The 15353-nt window shown below is 44.3% G+C and carries 15 protein-coding genes and 1 pseudogene; 8 read left to right on the top strand and 8 right to left on the bottom strand.

What is annotated here, in order from left to right:
• Window positions 1-351: 351 nt before the first annotated feature.
• Window positions 352-609, bottom strand: a complete 258-nt coding sequence (locus tag C0Q44_RS11335; RefSeq protein ID WP_105407315.1) for a type II toxin-antitoxin system HicB family antitoxin — start codon at window positions 607-609, stop codon at window positions 352-354.
• A gap of 120 nt (window positions 610-729) precedes the next feature.
• Window positions 730-1323, bottom strand: a complete 594-nt coding sequence (locus C0Q44_RS11330) for a YdeI/OmpD-associated family protein (RefSeq protein ID WP_105407314.1) — start codon at window positions 1321-1323, stop codon at window positions 730-732.
• 263 nt (window positions 1324-1586) lie between these two features.
• Here C0Q44_RS11330 and C0Q44_RS11325 point away from each other — a divergent pair, with 263 nt between their 5' ends.
• Together C0Q44_RS11325 and yidD (C0Q44_RS30485) are read left to right on the top strand one after the other, a co-directional pair.
• Window positions 1587-1811, top strand: coding sequence for a hypothetical protein (locus C0Q44_RS11325; protein WP_091020237.1), 225 nt, complete (start codon window positions 1587-1589; stop codon window positions 1809-1811).
• A 13-nt stretch (window positions 1812-1824) separates the two neighbouring features.
• Window positions 1825-2331: a membrane protein insertion efficiency factor YidD gene (gene yidD / locus C0Q44_RS30485; protein ID WP_219845175.1), complete on the top strand. Its 507-nt coding sequence runs from the start codon at window positions 1825-1827 to the stop codon at window positions 2329-2331.
• A 42-nt stretch (window positions 2332-2373) separates the two neighbouring features.
• On the opposite strand, the gene C0Q44_RS11315 is transcribed toward yidD (C0Q44_RS30485), so the two are convergent.
• The 3 genes from C0Q44_RS11315 to C0Q44_RS11305 all read right to left on the bottom strand — a co-directional run bounded on the left by C0Q44_RS11315 (window position 2374) and on the right by C0Q44_RS11305 (window position 4428).
• Entirely contained in the window at window positions 2374-2850 is a 477-nt protein-coding gene (locus tag C0Q44_RS11315; RefSeq protein ID WP_105407313.1) for an EVE domain-containing protein, read from the bottom strand.
• On the bottom strand, window positions 2847-3413 hold the full coding sequence (locus C0Q44_RS11310) for a DinB family protein (RefSeq protein WP_105407312.1): 567 nt from the start codon (window positions 3411-3413) through the stop codon (window positions 2847-2849). Before C0Q44_RS11310 ends, C0Q44_RS11315 begins: the two co-directional genes overlap by 4 nt.
• Window positions 3414-3480: 67 nt before the next feature.
• Window positions 3481-4428 carry a helix-turn-helix transcriptional regulator gene (locus C0Q44_RS11305; RefSeq protein ID WP_105407311.1) on the bottom strand — a complete coding sequence of 316 codons (948 nt, stop codon included), beginning with the start codon at window positions 4426-4428 and terminating at the stop codon, window positions 3481-3483.
• Between the two features lie 545 nt (window positions 4429-4973).
• Between C0Q44_RS11305 and C0Q44_RS11300 the strand changes: the two are divergent.
• Window positions 4974-6293, top strand: a pseudogene (locus C0Q44_RS11300) (IS4 family transposase); the annotation flags it as partial.
• 274 nt (window positions 6294-6567) lie between these two features.
• Here C0Q44_RS11300 and C0Q44_RS11295 read toward each other — a convergent pair.
• Window positions 6568-10956 (bottom strand): S-layer homology domain-containing protein, encoded by a 4389-nt coding sequence (locus C0Q44_RS11295; RefSeq protein ID WP_105407310.1) that lies wholly within the window; start codon window positions 10954-10956, stop codon window positions 6568-6570.
• Window positions 10957-11149: 193 nt separating this feature from the next.
• On the opposite strand from C0Q44_RS11295, the gene C0Q44_RS30895 reads away from it, so the two are divergent.
• The 5 genes from C0Q44_RS30895 to yidD (C0Q44_RS30480) all read left to right on the top strand — a co-directional run bounded on the left by C0Q44_RS30895 (window position 11150) and on the right by yidD (C0Q44_RS30480) (window position 13466).
• A complete protein-coding gene (locus C0Q44_RS30895; protein WP_258166248.1) occupies window positions 11150-11275 on the top strand; it encodes a hypothetical protein in 126 nt (41 codons plus the stop codon).
• A 155-nt stretch (window positions 11276-11430) separates the two neighbouring features.
• On the top strand, window positions 11431-11625 hold the full coding sequence (locus C0Q44_RS30155; protein ID WP_181150934.1) for a hypothetical protein: 195 nt from the start codon (window positions 11431-11433) through the stop codon (window positions 11623-11625).
• A 426-nt stretch (window positions 11626-12051) separates the two neighbouring features.
• Window positions 12052-12276, top strand: coding sequence for a hypothetical protein (locus C0Q44_RS30890; RefSeq protein ID WP_258166247.1), 225 nt, complete (start codon window positions 12052-12054; stop codon window positions 12274-12276).
• Window positions 12264-12572: an amidohydrolase family protein gene (locus C0Q44_RS30885; RefSeq protein ID WP_258166246.1), complete on the top strand. Its 309-nt coding sequence runs from the start codon at window positions 12264-12266 to the stop codon at window positions 12570-12572. Before C0Q44_RS30890 ends, C0Q44_RS30885 begins: the two co-directional genes overlap by 13 nt.
• A 543-nt stretch (window positions 12573-13115) precedes the next feature.
• Window positions 13116-13466, top strand: a complete 351-nt coding sequence (gene yidD, locus C0Q44_RS30480) for a membrane protein insertion efficiency factor YidD (RefSeq protein WP_219845174.1) — start codon at window positions 13116-13118, stop codon at window positions 13464-13466.
• Window positions 13467-13552: 86 nt separating this feature from the next.
• Here the strand turns inward: yidD (C0Q44_RS30480) and C0Q44_RS11275 are convergent, their stop codons facing one another.
• A complete protein-coding gene (locus tag C0Q44_RS11275) occupies window positions 13553-14329 on the bottom strand; it encodes a hypothetical protein (RefSeq protein WP_146113443.1) in 777 nt (258 codons plus the stop codon).
• 108 nt (window positions 14330-14437) lie between these two features.
• Window positions 14438-15031 carry a YdeI/OmpD-associated family protein gene (locus tag C0Q44_RS11270; RefSeq protein ID WP_105407307.1) on the bottom strand — a complete coding sequence of 198 codons (594 nt, stop codon included), beginning with the start codon at window positions 15029-15031 and terminating at the stop codon, window positions 14438-14440.
• Window positions 15032-15353 lie beyond the last annotated feature (322 nt).

Raw genomic sequence — 15353 nt, 5'->3', positions numbered from 1 at the left:
ACCATTTGATAGTTTGAATTAAATTATATCATATGGATAATCTTACTGTCCCCAAGATTATTAATAATACCTATATAGCTCTCTTATTACAAATTGTGAAAAATATGTCTTTCCAGTTACTATATACTCTAGAAAAAAATAAAGTTACGTTGACTTTAACTTTAAATCTATAACATATATTTACTACAAAGAAATTACGCGATCTATGTTGAAGCGCTTAAGATCAAATTCGCGGTTGCCAAAGCATGAAATGTGTAAAGAGTCTTCTTATAAACATTCGCCTTGATACCTTTAGCATGGTGATATTCTAAATTCTGTTTAGTGAGTTCAGATATGTAAACATAGAGTTCATCAATAATACGTAATACTTGCTTCAATTAGATATGCTTTATCATTAGGATTCAAAAATTGAGGCATCATTCTTTGAGGAGGCGGAATATCTTCAACAGGTTCTCCATCCAAAAATAATTCAAGTGCTTCTTTCGCCATCCATAATGCTTCTTCAACTGAATCTCCACAGGTAATACATCCAGGCAAATCAGGAAATGTAACATTAATTCCATCTTCAGCAAAATTAAAAATTGCATAGTATTGGTAAGTTCGAATCATATGGGACACTCTCCTGTTATCTACACTTCTAGCAAAAACAGCAAGAAGCCTTTCGGATTATATCTGAAAGGCTTTCAACTCGTTTTAACTCTTAATTTCCCTCAATTATTTCGTTATAAATTAATCATTCAATCCTTTGCCCTCCAGGATCGGCTGCATGCACTTCTCGATTCGTGACACTTTTGTTTTGGATTGCTTCGGTTGTGAGAAATAATAGAGATAGGCCCGCTGCCGTCCGGGTGTAAGTGCCTCAAATGCATCTCGAAAAGCAGGATTCTCATCGAATTGCTGCTGAAGTTCCTCGGGAACACTATATTCGGCAGTCTTTTTCATTTCCACTTGCAGCCCTGCCTGTTCCACTTCAATCGCTTGCTGGATATAGGCTTTGATCATAGCCTCCTGCTCCACAATCTGCTCCAGACTGGTGAAGCGAAGCTGGCGTTCTGCCTGTACATTCTCCGTTTGCTGGACCAAAATGCCATGTGTATCCTTCAGCAGAGCACCTTTGAAGAACAGAATAGCCACGTACTCTTTGAATCCATGGATTAGGACGATGTTTTTCCCATCGAGCATGTAACAAGGATGCATCCATTTCATATCCTCAGTCAGGTCAAAATCCCGAATAATCTCTCTCAGCTTCGTAGACTCTTCCTGCCACGTTTTGAGTTTCTTTAGGTAGCCGTCAACTTTGCGATTCCCACTTGTATCTGTCATGGAGAAATACCTCTCTTTATCTCATGTTCTTATAGGTTCAATTGTACTGGTTTTCGGTGGATTGTACAGCGTTGCTTACAGAGCTTTTATTGACTTTTCCACTTGAATTTAAACCTTAATAGCAACAAAAAAACATCCGGTTAGATGGCCTGTAATTGAATCCAATCTCATCTAATAAGTTTCAATCGACAGTTTACTGTCCCCATAGTAAAATAATGGAATGTCTATTGCCATAATTCCAACATATGAAAGGAGGATTCTAAATGAGAGAGTACACAGTCGTTCCAGGTCCGAAAAATGTTCAAGTAAACCGAGGTGATACTCAGGCTGCTGTTAATTTATTTGCCGATATCATCAATCACAAAGCACAATCCGGATGGATCTATCAATCCATGGAGTCGTTAGCCGTTACCGAGAAGCCTGGTTGTCTCCAGCAACCCGTTACAACGCATCATTATATGCTAATTTTCTACAGAGAGATGCATTAATCGTACAACAATCATGAGAAACTCAGAATCTGAGGAACTGATATATAATAACATGCCATCCGAAGAAGAACTGATTAGACTCTTACATACACATAAAGAAGAAAACGATCCTCGAAGCAGTTTCTATATAAGAACTCATGTTATTCCAGAAATCAATTGGTTGAAGTCTTTGATTAACGTTACACTTGCATTATTCACAGGGCTAATCATCTCTATAAACTGTTTCTATCTCCTGAATCTATTCATTCCAGTATACGCTTTGCTGAGTGCCCAGATTGTTTTCATAGCAAGTATGTTCTTCATCGTTCTACGACGTGCTGGAGCAATCCTGGTATGGAGTGTTAGAATTTATCAACGTTTGGCCCCTATTGAAGTGAGGAACAAATGTCGCTTTGAACCAAGCTGTTCGGTGTATATGATTCAAGCGATTGAGAAATACGGGGCGATTAAAGGTCTTTCCTTGGGAATCCAGCGTCTTCGGAAATGTAATATCAACGGTGGAGGATATGATTATCCATAAAATGAAAAGGTCCATAGACAATCTATGGGCCTTTTCATTTGGTTAACATGTCTGATTTAAACTAGTATCCAGTAGTGACTGGGTCTCATCTTCCAACATCGCGGAAGCTATTATCATGAAATCTTCAGCCCCAATCTCAAAATGACCTTTACGAAATGGGAACCCCCAATTGCGATTGCCACGCGTAAAACTGAGTTGGTCTAACAACGCTGCAATCTTTACTTCTTGACAAGGAAGATAACGGAGATCTCGACGAAAGGGTACAAATGAATCGGACATCTGGTATTGGTATATTCTGTCGTCGATAATCTGACCAATAGCGGTAAAAGCCTGAAGTGGCTTCCCTGTTGATATCTCTGTACGTGGAGAATAGTATATCATCCAATCATCCTGGGACATCTGTCGCAAAAATGCTGCCTTGCCATGGCACAGCTGCGCAAACCCGCCCTCTACGGCTACATCCACATGAGAAGCAGATACAACGCCAATCCAATATCTGCGGTCCTGATTTGGTTTCATAGATACATCCCATCCCCTTCTCTCGTATACATTTCCAGATTCGATATCAATCGATCCAATTGTAAAAAATGATGTCTGTAGTGCATCTCTATCAACAAAAACCACTCCTGAGCGTTTAGAGCGCCAAGCCTTGGATGACGTATTTTGTTGTTTACCGATGCTTGGTATAAACGGGGTTCTGTACTTCTCATCCGTTCCACGACCATGTTAAGCCCATCGATCAAAGACTCCATGCTCTCGGGTGGTTGCGGGGTGTACTGCGGGGAAGCAGGTACTTTAACGGGAACGGGTGGGAATTGTCCTAATTCAAACACTTGTCTACCCAGTTCTGTTTTTTTCTCATCCGCGTTCAACGCCGAATCCTTGCTACTCAAACACTGCTCAATATTATGCAGATGCATGAAAAGCGCTGATTGAATCAAATGTACATACATCTGTCCAATGGACCATTCCTCTTCACTTTGTTTTTCAAGTAAGCTACCCATATCCAATTTGTTCAGTTCTGCCAAATATCGTTCTACTGCCGTTTCAAATGCTTTTAATACTTCCGTTGTACTTCTCATCCTTCAACCCACTCCTCTTGATCTGTGATATACCAAAGTATAAAAAAACACTACTGACAGGTGTATGTCAGTAGTGTTTTAAGATGTTTTTGGCTACTTCCTGCATTCGGAAGCGCAAAGACTCCGGCTCCAAGACCTCGATATCTCCACCCCAGCCAAGTAAATAATGCAATATTTCCTCTGGATAGCGGACACGAAAATGAAAAATGACACCTTCCTCTTGCTCCTCAAATGCATCCATATAAAAATGAAGGGCCTCCATAACTTTGTCAGCGACTTCAGGTTTGGCCCTGATTAGTACTTGTTCGTTACGGTCGTCAGGAGGTCGATAACTGTTTAGATCAAAATCCGGGGGCAAAAGGAATTGATCCTCCAGCACGGAAAGTTCAGTCATGCGTGACAAACGAAAATGACGAATGTCTTGTCGCAGATCACAACGTGCAATTAACACCCAATTCTCCTGAACCAGTGAGAGTCCATAAGGTGAAACCTCACGCATGTTATACCGATTGCCATCCGTTCCTGGCATTTTTTTCAGGTACATAAAGCTGATCTTACGTTGCTCCAAAATGGCATTACGTATTTGGTTGAGGTATGTTTTCACTCTCGCTCTGGTTAAAGGTTCAACCGTATGAAGCAATCGCATCGTTTCTCGAACACGTGTTGATTCGTTACGAACCGATTCTGGTAAAATGGCTTCAATTTTTCGTTGAGCCGACTTAGCCTGCATCGCGTATTCTGTATCCAATCTCTGTTCGATAAAATCAGCTCCCATGAGCAGGGATACGGCTTCTTCTGAGGTGAAGCTTACCGGGGGCAGAAAATATCCTTCCATAAGGGAATAGCCATGACCCGGAGCTCCCATAATAGGAACGCCAGCTTCACTTAATGCCTGAATATCTCGATATATCGTACGTACACTTGTCTCCAATTGAGCAGCTAAATCTTCTGCTCTTAGCATTTTTCTTCGCTGCAATTCAAGCGTAATCGCAAGTTGCCGCTCCGTTTTGTTCATGTTCCAAGCCCCCACCGTTTCATCATCCAAATCTAACTCATTCTAACACAAATAACTTACCCTTTCGTTTCATGAATTAGGGCAATGGAATGTCTTACATATCTTCTGAGGAAAACCTTTTGTGAACTGGGGGCTCTATTCCAACAGAAGCAGCATCGAAGAAAGTAAACCTAAAATTGTCAGATGGAGCGACGTACTATGGCGAAGTTTTAAACGGGAAACCTCATGGTAAAGGAACAGCTAGATAGGGAGAAACCGAGGTTTACTCTGGAGATTGGGTGAATGCCCTACAAACTCCGAAAGGCGGCGGTTCCATGAAAAATTCTACCCGATTTACTTGGCAGTTACATCAACACCATTAACGATGGAACATTCAATCAGAGCAAGATGTCTCAGGGATATTACGCAATCCTCTCATCAGATACTGTCTCACTAGGATATACCGATCATACGACGACAATTGCTCTCCAAAATGATTATTTCAACGAAAAGTTAACCGGGGATAAGGACTTTTTTGACACGATTATTAACATTCCCTATCTGAACAGTCCCGTTTCTCCAAACTTTTTGCGACACTTCGCATTGGGAAATCTCTACGAAACGCTGGTATTTCTAACTCTTTTGGTCTTTCAAGTCTAGCCGTCTTTCAAATTGTGTTCTCGTTGGTCTTCGAAGGGAAGATCTGGTTTCGCCTTTTGGAGAGCGACCGCGGAGCAGACCTTCCCGGTAAAGCTGTCATCTATCGGTTCTTGAATCAATCTTCTTTTGCGTGGCGACGATTTTTGCAGATGTTAAGTCTCCGGATCGTACGCCATTTTGAAACGCTTATTTCCTCCAAACGGGTGCGTGTATTTATCGTTGACGATTCGGTACTTAGCCGAAACCGGAGTAAAAAAGTAGCGCTGCTCGCACGTGTGTTTGACCACTCTACAGGCAAATTCACGAAGGAATATACCATGCTCACGCTTGGCTGGTCCGACGGTTTTAGCTTTGCTCCGCTAGATTTTGTCATGCTGTCCTCAGCCAAAATAGCGAATCGTCTATGCGAAATGGCTTCCCATCTTTCCAGACGTAGCCACGGGTACAAACGCCGAATGGAGGCTTTTTCCCGCAAGCCAGATGCGGTTGTGAGCTTGCTGGACCAAGCTTTACATACAGGATTCACAGCTGACTACGTGATTATGGATAGCTGGTTTACGCAAGCGCCACTGCTTCGCGAGCTCACGGACAGAGGTCTTCCTGTCATTGGAATGGTCAAGGAATTAAAGCAACGATATGTCTTACAAGGAAAGAAAATGACCCTATGTGAAGTGTTTCAAACCCTGCCCAAATCGGATTCGAAAGAAGTCAAAGGTGCCGTAATTGTACACACTGCATGCGGTCTGCAAGTGAAGCTTGTTTTTGTCCGCAATCGGAATAAAAAACGGGAATGGCTCGCCATTTTAAGTACGGACGTGACGTTGGATTCAGTAGAAATCGTACGAATCTACGGCATGCGTTGGAGTATTGAAACCTTTTTTAAAGTTACCAAAAGCTACTTGAAATTGGGAACCGAATTTCAAGGTCGTTCTTTTGACCAATTGATTAGCCATACAACGGTTGTACTCAGCCGTTATTTAGCCACGGAATACGAACGGCGCGAATCCAGTGATGATCGGACGCTCGGTGGGCTCTTCTTCCTTTTTGCTGATGAAGTTCGAGATCTAGACTTTCAAACCGCGCTTCAGCAACGGATGACTTTATTTCTTGAAATGGCAGAGGCAAAAACGAAAAAAATATCTGTTTTTTGTCAACTACACGACTGGATCGCTGGTTTACCCAACTATATCAAGGGTTTGTTTGGGGATTTGAGCTGCGAAAGTTGAGTTATTAAGATGACTGTCTATTAATTCTCCAACATCACCCTTGTTAACAAAGGATTCTCACCTAATTTTATTTTCATATACTTTACTGTTTCAGCATACAGACCATTTTCTTGTCAAATGACATTTCACACATAGCTGCCAATTACATGAATGAACTACGTGCCTATTACGACAAAAAGGAGCTGCCACGAGGCAAGCTCCTTTTACTATTGTTATACAGACGATACTATGAATGAGTATCTCAATTAATTTTTTATTGATTACTTTGCTTGATTTAATCGATAAAATGTACATATTGCAGGAACCTTTTCAGTATAACCGCTGCCTGAGCCCTCGTTACATTATCCCTCGGGGCAAAGCGTCCGTCTTCCATTCCTTTCATAATGCCGACTTCCGATGCCCGGACTACCGCAGCTTGCGCCCATGAAGAAATGGAGTCTTGATCCGTGAAAGCATCCAGATGGCCTCCCTCTTGCCCATCGCTGCCGGTTCTAGCGCTGGTGAAGGTTAAGGCGCCAGCAATCACAACGGCCATTTGCTCGCGGGTAATTGGGTCGTTAGGTGCAAAACGGCCGGCGCTGATGCCGCTAACCAGCCCGCTAGCCACTGCCGCATTTACTGCAGATGCATACCATGCGGATGCAGGGACATCCGTAAAACGATCACCGCCGCCCTCACTCCCCTCTAAGGATAGTCCTAGTGCACGAACGAGCAAGGCTGAGAATTCCGCTCGTGTAATGGTTCCCTCTGCGTCAAAACGGTCGGCAGCCACGCCGTTCACCAGCAGTTTGGACGCTAGATGCTCCACATCCGCTTTCGCCCAATGTTCGCTTAAATCGGCGAACGTTCGAGCTTGCACATTTACGACTGTGTACAAGCTGTTATGTGGCACGTTCAGAATCGCTTCGTTAGTGCCGTCTGGACCGGTTTCCATCTTTGCCGGAACAAAAACGACGGTTCCGTTTTCCGGGATATACTGAACGGCAACCAGGTTATGGTTTGTGAACTCTCGGTCCAACTTAATGGTACGGATCGAGTACGATCCGCCATAGTCGTGCACCTCCAACATTTGCCCGTTTGCTTCGACCATCACCTTGTAGTCAATAACGTCAGCGAAAACAGAAAAACCTTGGGAAACGCCGATCCGATTGATCTCTTGCCGAGTTCTCTCGCCGGCCAGCTCCTGTATGATGTTCACGGTCAAATTCGATATTTCCGTATCGAAACGCTCCACTAAGCCGATCAGATCGATCGCGCTTAACCTTAATTGGTAGCTAGAATCGTTCAGCCGCACCTCAATAATTGTATTAGGATTAGCTTTGACCATATCCGCGATCCAGTCAGCTTGAAGCTGTGCCTGTACCGCTTGCTCCCGCTTGCCGATTGTAATGCTGACAAACGGTTTCATCGTATCTTTCATGAGTTCCAGCACTTGCTTCCTCGTCCGTTCGGGGAGGATAACTTTCTCGATCACCGTGCCGTCCGAACGCTTGACTTGTTTGATGTCGGATGGATCGATAACAATTGTAATCCCGCCACTCGGAGCTAACTTCACAGTCGTCCCGGATGTGACCGGTCGAATGCCGTTATCCGACGATGTGACCGGTCGTTTGCCATTATCTGACGAAGACGGGGTTGAGATCCCAGTGACAGTGATCGTTTTCACTGCTTCATTGCCTGCTTCGTCGAGGGCATAAACCGTATAGTCGCCGTTGGCAGTAATAGTGAATTGAGATTTGACCAAAATATCGGTTCCTTTCGTTCCGCCGGCAAAATCAACCCCACTAAGACTTCCAGGCAGCCAACGGAGCTGCGTCATCGCATTTCCCGCAGCTTCGCCGTACACGCTTGCCATCACACTGATCGTTTTACGTTCTGATCCGTTCGGTGCAACCGTCAGGGCAACCTCGGGCGGTATCGCCGCGATACGTATTCCGCTCACGTCCGGTGCTGCGTAAGTTAGCGTAGCTGGGTGTCCGCTGGAGGTGCGAACGATGCTTGCACCGTTCGGGAGCTCCAATGCTGCAGCAACTTCAATTCCGTCAACATCCACGAGCCCCGCAGGAACTTCGAATTCGAAAGTAAGTTTGGTCACTGCCTCGCCGCGTGCTCCCATATATGAGGCATATACCGTCTGAGTGACGGAATTATCTCCAACCCTGATCGGAACGACCGGTGTCCCTATTACGGTTACTTCATATCCGTAAAATACCGTAAAGCGAAGCGTATCGCTCGTTCCGTACAAATCATTGACCGGTGCGGTTAGCACCACCCCCACCCAAGCGGCTTCAAACACTGCCATAGCGTCGTTCAAACTGACAGTAGCTTCATCCAAACGAGTCTGAGATTGATTTTCCGCATCGTCCGCAATAGCCTGTGCTGCATCTATCGCGGTCTGCAGGGCAGCGCGCTCTCCTGCTGAAGTCTGCCCTACATCTGTTCCTTCGGGATGATCCGTCAATGCCTGCTGCGCCGCCGTGATCGCCGCGCCAAGCGTCGTCGGAACACCCGCTTGTATCACAGCAGCATTGAAGACTTGAACCGCTGAATCTAACTCATTAACGGCTGTGTCCAGTTGATCCTGCGTGGAATTGCCCGCGTTATCGAGAATCTGCTGCGCCGCATCCAGTACAGCTTCCAGCGCGGTGCGCGTTCCTGCCGAAGTCTGCCCTACATCTGTTCCTTGCGGATGATCCGTCAACGCCTGCTGCGCCGCCGTGATTGCCGCCCCCAGCGCCGTTGGAACACCCGCTTGTATCACAGCATCATTAAAGACTTGAACCGCTGCATTTAACTGGTTAACCGCAGTATCCAGTTGATCCTGCGTGTTATTGCCCGCGTTATCAAGGATCTGCTGCGCTGCATCCAGCGCATTTTCCAGCATGGAGCGATTTCCTGCCGAGGTCTGCCCTACATCCGTTCCTTCTGGATGATCCGTTAACGCCTGCTGCGCCGCTGTGATCTCCACACCCAGCGCCGTTGGAACACCCGCTTGTATCACAGCATCATTAAAGACTTGAACCGCTGCATTTAACTGGTTAACCGCAGTATCCAGTTGATCCTGCGTGTTATTGCCCGCGTTATCAAGGATCTGCTGCGCTGCATCCAGCGCATTTTCCAGCATGGAGCGATTTCCTGCCGAGGTCTGCCCTACATCCGTTCCTTCTGGATGATCCGTTAACGCCTGCTGCGCCGCTGTGATCTCCACACCCAGCGCCGTTGGAACACCCGCTTGTATAACAGCGGCATTGAAGACTTGAACCGCTGCATTTAACTGGTTAGCGGCATTATCCAGTTGATCCTGCGTATAATTGCCCGCGTTATCAAGAATCTGCTGCGCCGCATTGGATGCGGACTGCAGTGCGGTGCGCGCCCCCGCTGACGCCTGCCCCACGTTCTCCCCTTGCGGATGATCCGTCAACGCCTGCTGCGCCGCCGTGATCGCCGCGTCCAGCGCCGTTGGAACACCCGCTTGTATAACAGCGGCATTAAAGACTTGAACCGCTGCATTTAACTGGTTAACCGCAGTATCCAATTGATCCTGCCTGTAATTACCCGCGTTATCGAGAACCTGCTGCGCCGCATCCAACGCCATTTCCAGAGCGGTGCGCGTTCCTGCCGAAGTCTGTCCTACATCCGTTCCTTGCGGATGATCTGTCAACGCCTTCTGCGCCGCCGCGATCGCCGCTGCTAAAGCCGCGGGATTGCCGGCCTGAACAATTTGCGCATTGAATGTAGCGATTGAAGATGTCAAAGGAGTTGCGGCATTAGCCAAGTCAGAGGCGACGGTGGCATTTCCAATTCCGTCGATAAAAAGTATGGCTGCGTCATATTCAGCCGATAAGTCATTGTAGACATTAGCCGAAACCTGTCCTACGCTGGTGCCCACCACATAACTTTTCAACAACGACTTGGCGCTAGAAACGGCTTGAAATAACGCCGTTCCGTCCACAAACGTATGTCCGTTGCTCGACGCATAAGCCGCTACGGGAGAATTCGCAATTCCGAATATTTTCAGATTGCTCGGATTACTCGCAAATACATCTGTCCCAAAAGTTGTTACAGCGCCTAACACAGTTATGCTTGTCAAGTTGTTATTATAGAATGAACTACTGGCGACATTCGTTACGCCGGCCGGGATGACAAGTTTCGTAATGTGATTGGTGTCGAAGGCCCCGCCATTAATCGTCTTCAAATTTTCCGATAATTTAATCGATGTCAAATTATTCATATAAAAAGAATAGTTGCCTATCATCGTCACACTATCTGGAAAAACGACTGTTGTAAGCGGATTGTTCTCGAATGCGCTGGCGCCGATTGTTAACAAACTGTCTGGAAGGTCTATGGAAGTGAGTCCAGTATAACGGAATCCATACGTTTGAATGACCTTCACGGTGTTCGGAATCACGACTCTCGTAATTTCAGGTTTGCCTGTACCATACGTATCAAATGCTGATCTCCCAATTTCGGTTACCGACGTACCCGCGTACTCATCGGGAATAACCACATTCAGATCCGTACCCCTGTAGTCCGTAACCGTTGCGCCATTGGAACCGATTGTAAAAGTAAAATCGTTCTCAGCTGCATAAACAGGCAGAATCTGCGAGAATGAAGTCACAAACGTAAATATTGCAATTAATAGACATAAGGCTATTTTTTTCATGGCTTTTCTCCTTTACTATAATGCTTGAAGTGAGATGACGAAGAGTAGAAAAATTTCGGATGAGCGGGATTGGGCTAGGCTTATGCAAGTGGATGGCAACTACATTTGATTATAAAGAAGGCTAATAAAAGAATAATGAAAAAATCAGCCAATTTCTCTAACATTCGAGGAAGTCGAATCGATCGTCGAGGCGGTGCGCTATGTCGATAAGACGCGCAAATTCACCGTCTATCATTTGCTTCACTATTGGGTTGCCGCAGCCAATGAAGAATGGTCAGGGTATCGTTTTGGCGCGGATCATGCTGCTTGTAGTGGCTGATTAACTCAACGACGATAACGGTGGAAAAATCCGGATGCCGTGGGCTCCTTTCCATGGAGAACGAGCTGCATTAAACTGCACGTTGCTTTGCGGACGCAAAACGGACACCCCCTTAGCTTCACGGAAACGATTGGCGCAAGGCACGATGGGTCTGTATGAGAAACATTAGAAAACCTATCCTTTATTATGGTCATGGACTGTGCGTAATGCGTTGCAGCGGAATGCTGCTGAAGATTCTAAGATCGTTCACGATTTCACTTGCCAATTGGGAACGCCACAGTGCCGTTCCAAGCAGCGTCATCGTGTTGTCATCTTTCGTGATTTTAAAGGAAGAGAAATTCGTGTGGTGACCGATTTAATTCTTTGGTACAACCGAAGTTTGCTTTGCTCGTTTGCTGCTTTTAGGCGAGTTGCCGGTCGAATGGACGATTCGTATAAATCTTATGATGAATCTCCATTACGGATCACCTCCGGTCACATATTCTGGTTAATCAACAGGCCTGTTACTATCTAACACTTAATGGCCTCCATCAATAACCATATTCCTTTTTACCTCACTTATTATATACGATTTGTTGAACATGGGACATAAGACTCTTATGTTTACTCGAGTACACCTAAATTCATGTTGCATATCTATTTGATCCTTGTATCAACTAGGACAAATGCTTCATTTCTCAGTATGTATATTTTACTTCCTTTCGCTATAAGACAGTTCATAGATCCTTAGTTTTAGGTGTTTATTTCGTTCGGAGATGGACGACGAAATCATTCGTTTGTACAAAAATACTCCCAATGCCCTGAATGGCTACACCGCACTCATCCCCACCCTGCAAACCGCCTATCCATCCGCTTCACTGGATACTAGCGCAACGAAGGTAAGTGCAACGGTACAAGAGAATTCCAGACTGGTCTATGATTCCATGCTTATAAGTGTAAAACAGGCGATCGAAAACGACATCACCAGCGGGATTGCCCCGATGCCGCCATGCCTTACGTGACTCACTATGATATGTGGAGAGAGATGGACCACTACATGAGACAGGCCAACCTGAACAACAAACAGGTCATCGGCATGGTGACCCGTACCAATGCAGCGATTCTGAAAGTATACGACATTACAGGTACCGTGGGTATTGTCAAACAAGCCGACTTGATTGTACTCGAACAGAATCCATTAGAACAGTTTGAGGCTTTATCTAACATGTCGATGGTTATGGTCAAAGGAAATCTAATTCAGAGCCCCTCGGTCGTACGAATCAAAGAAGTTGACAATGTTCTAAAGTCCGTTTGGTGAGTTCAACAGATTCTCCTAACCTAGCTAATTATCGCAACTTAAAATTCAAGCGAAGAACTAATAAGTTTCAATCGACAGTTCTCTGTACCCATAGTAAAATAATGGAATGTACAAATGTTATAATTTCAACATATGAAAGGATGATTCATATTGAGAGAGTATACTGTCGTTCCAGGTCCCAAAAATGTTCAAGTAAACCGAGGTGATACCCAGGCTGCTGTTAATTTATTTTCTGATATCATTAATTATAAAGCGCAATCTGGATGGATCTATCAATCCATGGAGTCCCTAGCTGTCACCGAGAAGCCCGGTTGTCTCCAACAACCTGTTACAACACATCATTACATGCTAATCTTCTACAGAGAAGTTCAATAAGCACGACATATGACGAGAAGCTCAGAATCAGATGAACTGATCTATAGTAACATGCCTTCCGAAGAAGAACTTATAAGACTCTTACATACACATCATGAAGAAAGCGATCCTCGAAGCAGTTTCTATATAAGAACTCATGTTATTCCAGAAATTAATTGGTTAAAGTCTTTGGGTAACGTTATACTTTCACTCTTCATTGGACTATTGATCTCTATAGTCACTTTCTATTGCTCGAATCAGTTCAATCCAGCGTATGCTTTGCTGAGTGCCCAGATTGTTTTCATAGCAAGTATTTTGTTCATGGTTCTGATCCGTGTTAGAGCGATCTTGATATGGAATATTCAGATGTATCAACGTTTGGCCCCTAAAGAAGTGAGAAACAAATGTCGTTTTGAACCAAGCTGTTCGGTGTACATGATACAAGCTATTGAGAAATATGGAGCGATCAAGGGCCTCTCTCTTGGTATCCAGCGTCTTCGGAAATGCAATATCAACGGTGGAGGATTTGATTATCCGTAACATGAAAAGGCCCATGGATCAACTATGGGCCTTTCGCTTTTTCGTAATTCAACTTTTATCATTGCTTGATTTTCAGCACTATTAAATCATTTCAAGCTCTGTCTTTTTCTTACCCACATGTACACTACTATTAAGCCTACTAAAGCAATGGCCAAACTTATTATTGTTATACTCATATAATTATTCGTAGACGTACCGGAGTTGATGACCGGATAACCACCCGCACCGTCTACTTCTGGATCGACTCCTTGGGATTGCACATCTTTTAGGAAATCAATCGTCTTGGAGGAATCCCATAGCTGATTATTATCCATACCTCCCATGAGTGATTTTTTGTCAGTAGGTACATCTGGTATATTTACTTCTTTACCATCGATCTTCACGGCCAAATAACGGATATTTCCGTCCTTGATTAATACCGGATTAAGCGTATCTACGTTAGTAGATAAGGATTTTGTCATCGTATTTAAGGACGCATCCAATCTGGAGGCATCTCCTCCTGCAAGAACCACTCTGAACTTACCTTCAAATTGTTCTATACTAAGAAATGACTTTCCAACACCGCCCGATTGCACAATAAAGTCATACTGTCCTGTTGGCTTAGACACATCAATCAGACTGTCAGATACTTTTTTAAACTTGTTAGAGTCAAATAAGTGCACTTCGAAACCAGGGCCTAAAGTGACAGACTTAACTTCTTCTTCATTCTCATAGCCGTATCCCACAGGATCATCTAATACCATTTTTTTAAATTCATCCAATCCTTGTCCTTTAGCAAAGGTCTGCACATCTTCAGGTACATTGCTCGCATAACTACTTGGAGTGATCATGTAACTGACCATTAGAGCAATCCATATCATCATTATAATCCTCATATACTTCATGATTATAGATCTCCCTAACTAACCTTATTGTTAATGCCAACAGTCCAACTTATCCAAAACCACTCAAAATATATTAATTAAGTTGTTTCAATCATTCAATCCTTTGCCCTCCAGGATCGGCTGCATGTACTTCACGATTCGTGACACTTTCGTTTTGGATTGCTTGGGTTGTGAGAAATGATAAAGATATGCCCGCTGCCTTCCGGGTGTCAGTGCTTCAAATGCGGCCTGGAAAGCAGGATTCTCATCGAATTGCTGTTGAAGTTCCTCGGGAACGCTATATTCGGCAGTCTTTTTCATTTCCACTTGTAATCCAGCTTGTTCCACTTCAATGGCTTGCTGAATATAGGCTTTAACAATGTCCTCCTGCTCCACAATCTGCTCCAGACTGGTGAAACGAAGCTGGCGTTCTGCCTGTACATTCTCCGTTTGCTGAACCAAAATGCCGTGCGTATCCTTCAGCAAGGCGCCTTTGAAGAACAGAATGGCCACGTATTCTTTGAATCCATGGATTAGAACGATGTTTTTACCATCCAGCATGTAACAAGGATGCATCCATTTCATATCCTCTGTCAGTTCAAAATCCTGAATAATCTCTCTCAGCTTCGTGGACTCTTCCTGCCACGTTTTGAGTTTCTTTAGATAGCCGTCAACTTTGCGATTTCCACTTGTATCGGTCATTATAAAATACCTCTTTTCACCTCGTAGGTACAATTGTACTGGTTTTCAATGGATTGTACAGCATTGCTTACAGGAACTTTTATTGACCTCTATCCTTCGATTTAAACCTTGAATGAACTGCATTCATCTACAAATCGTAATCAAGTTCACATTCACCATAATGCATATCTTCAAGCATAAGGAATCTTTAAGTTGGACAATCCGAAGAATGACGTTATCATATAGATAAAACATCACGCATACGCAGTATATTTGAAATAGTACATATCATTCTAGTGTACATGGATCGTTTCAATCGCGTCCGATTGGATGAAGAAGATGT

It is taken from the genome of Paenibacillus sp. PCH8, from assembly GCF_002968835.1.
GTDB lineage: Bacteria > Bacillota > Bacilli > Paenibacillales > Paenibacillaceae > Paenibacillus.
This window is presented reverse-complemented; position numbering and strand designations above follow the sequence as displayed.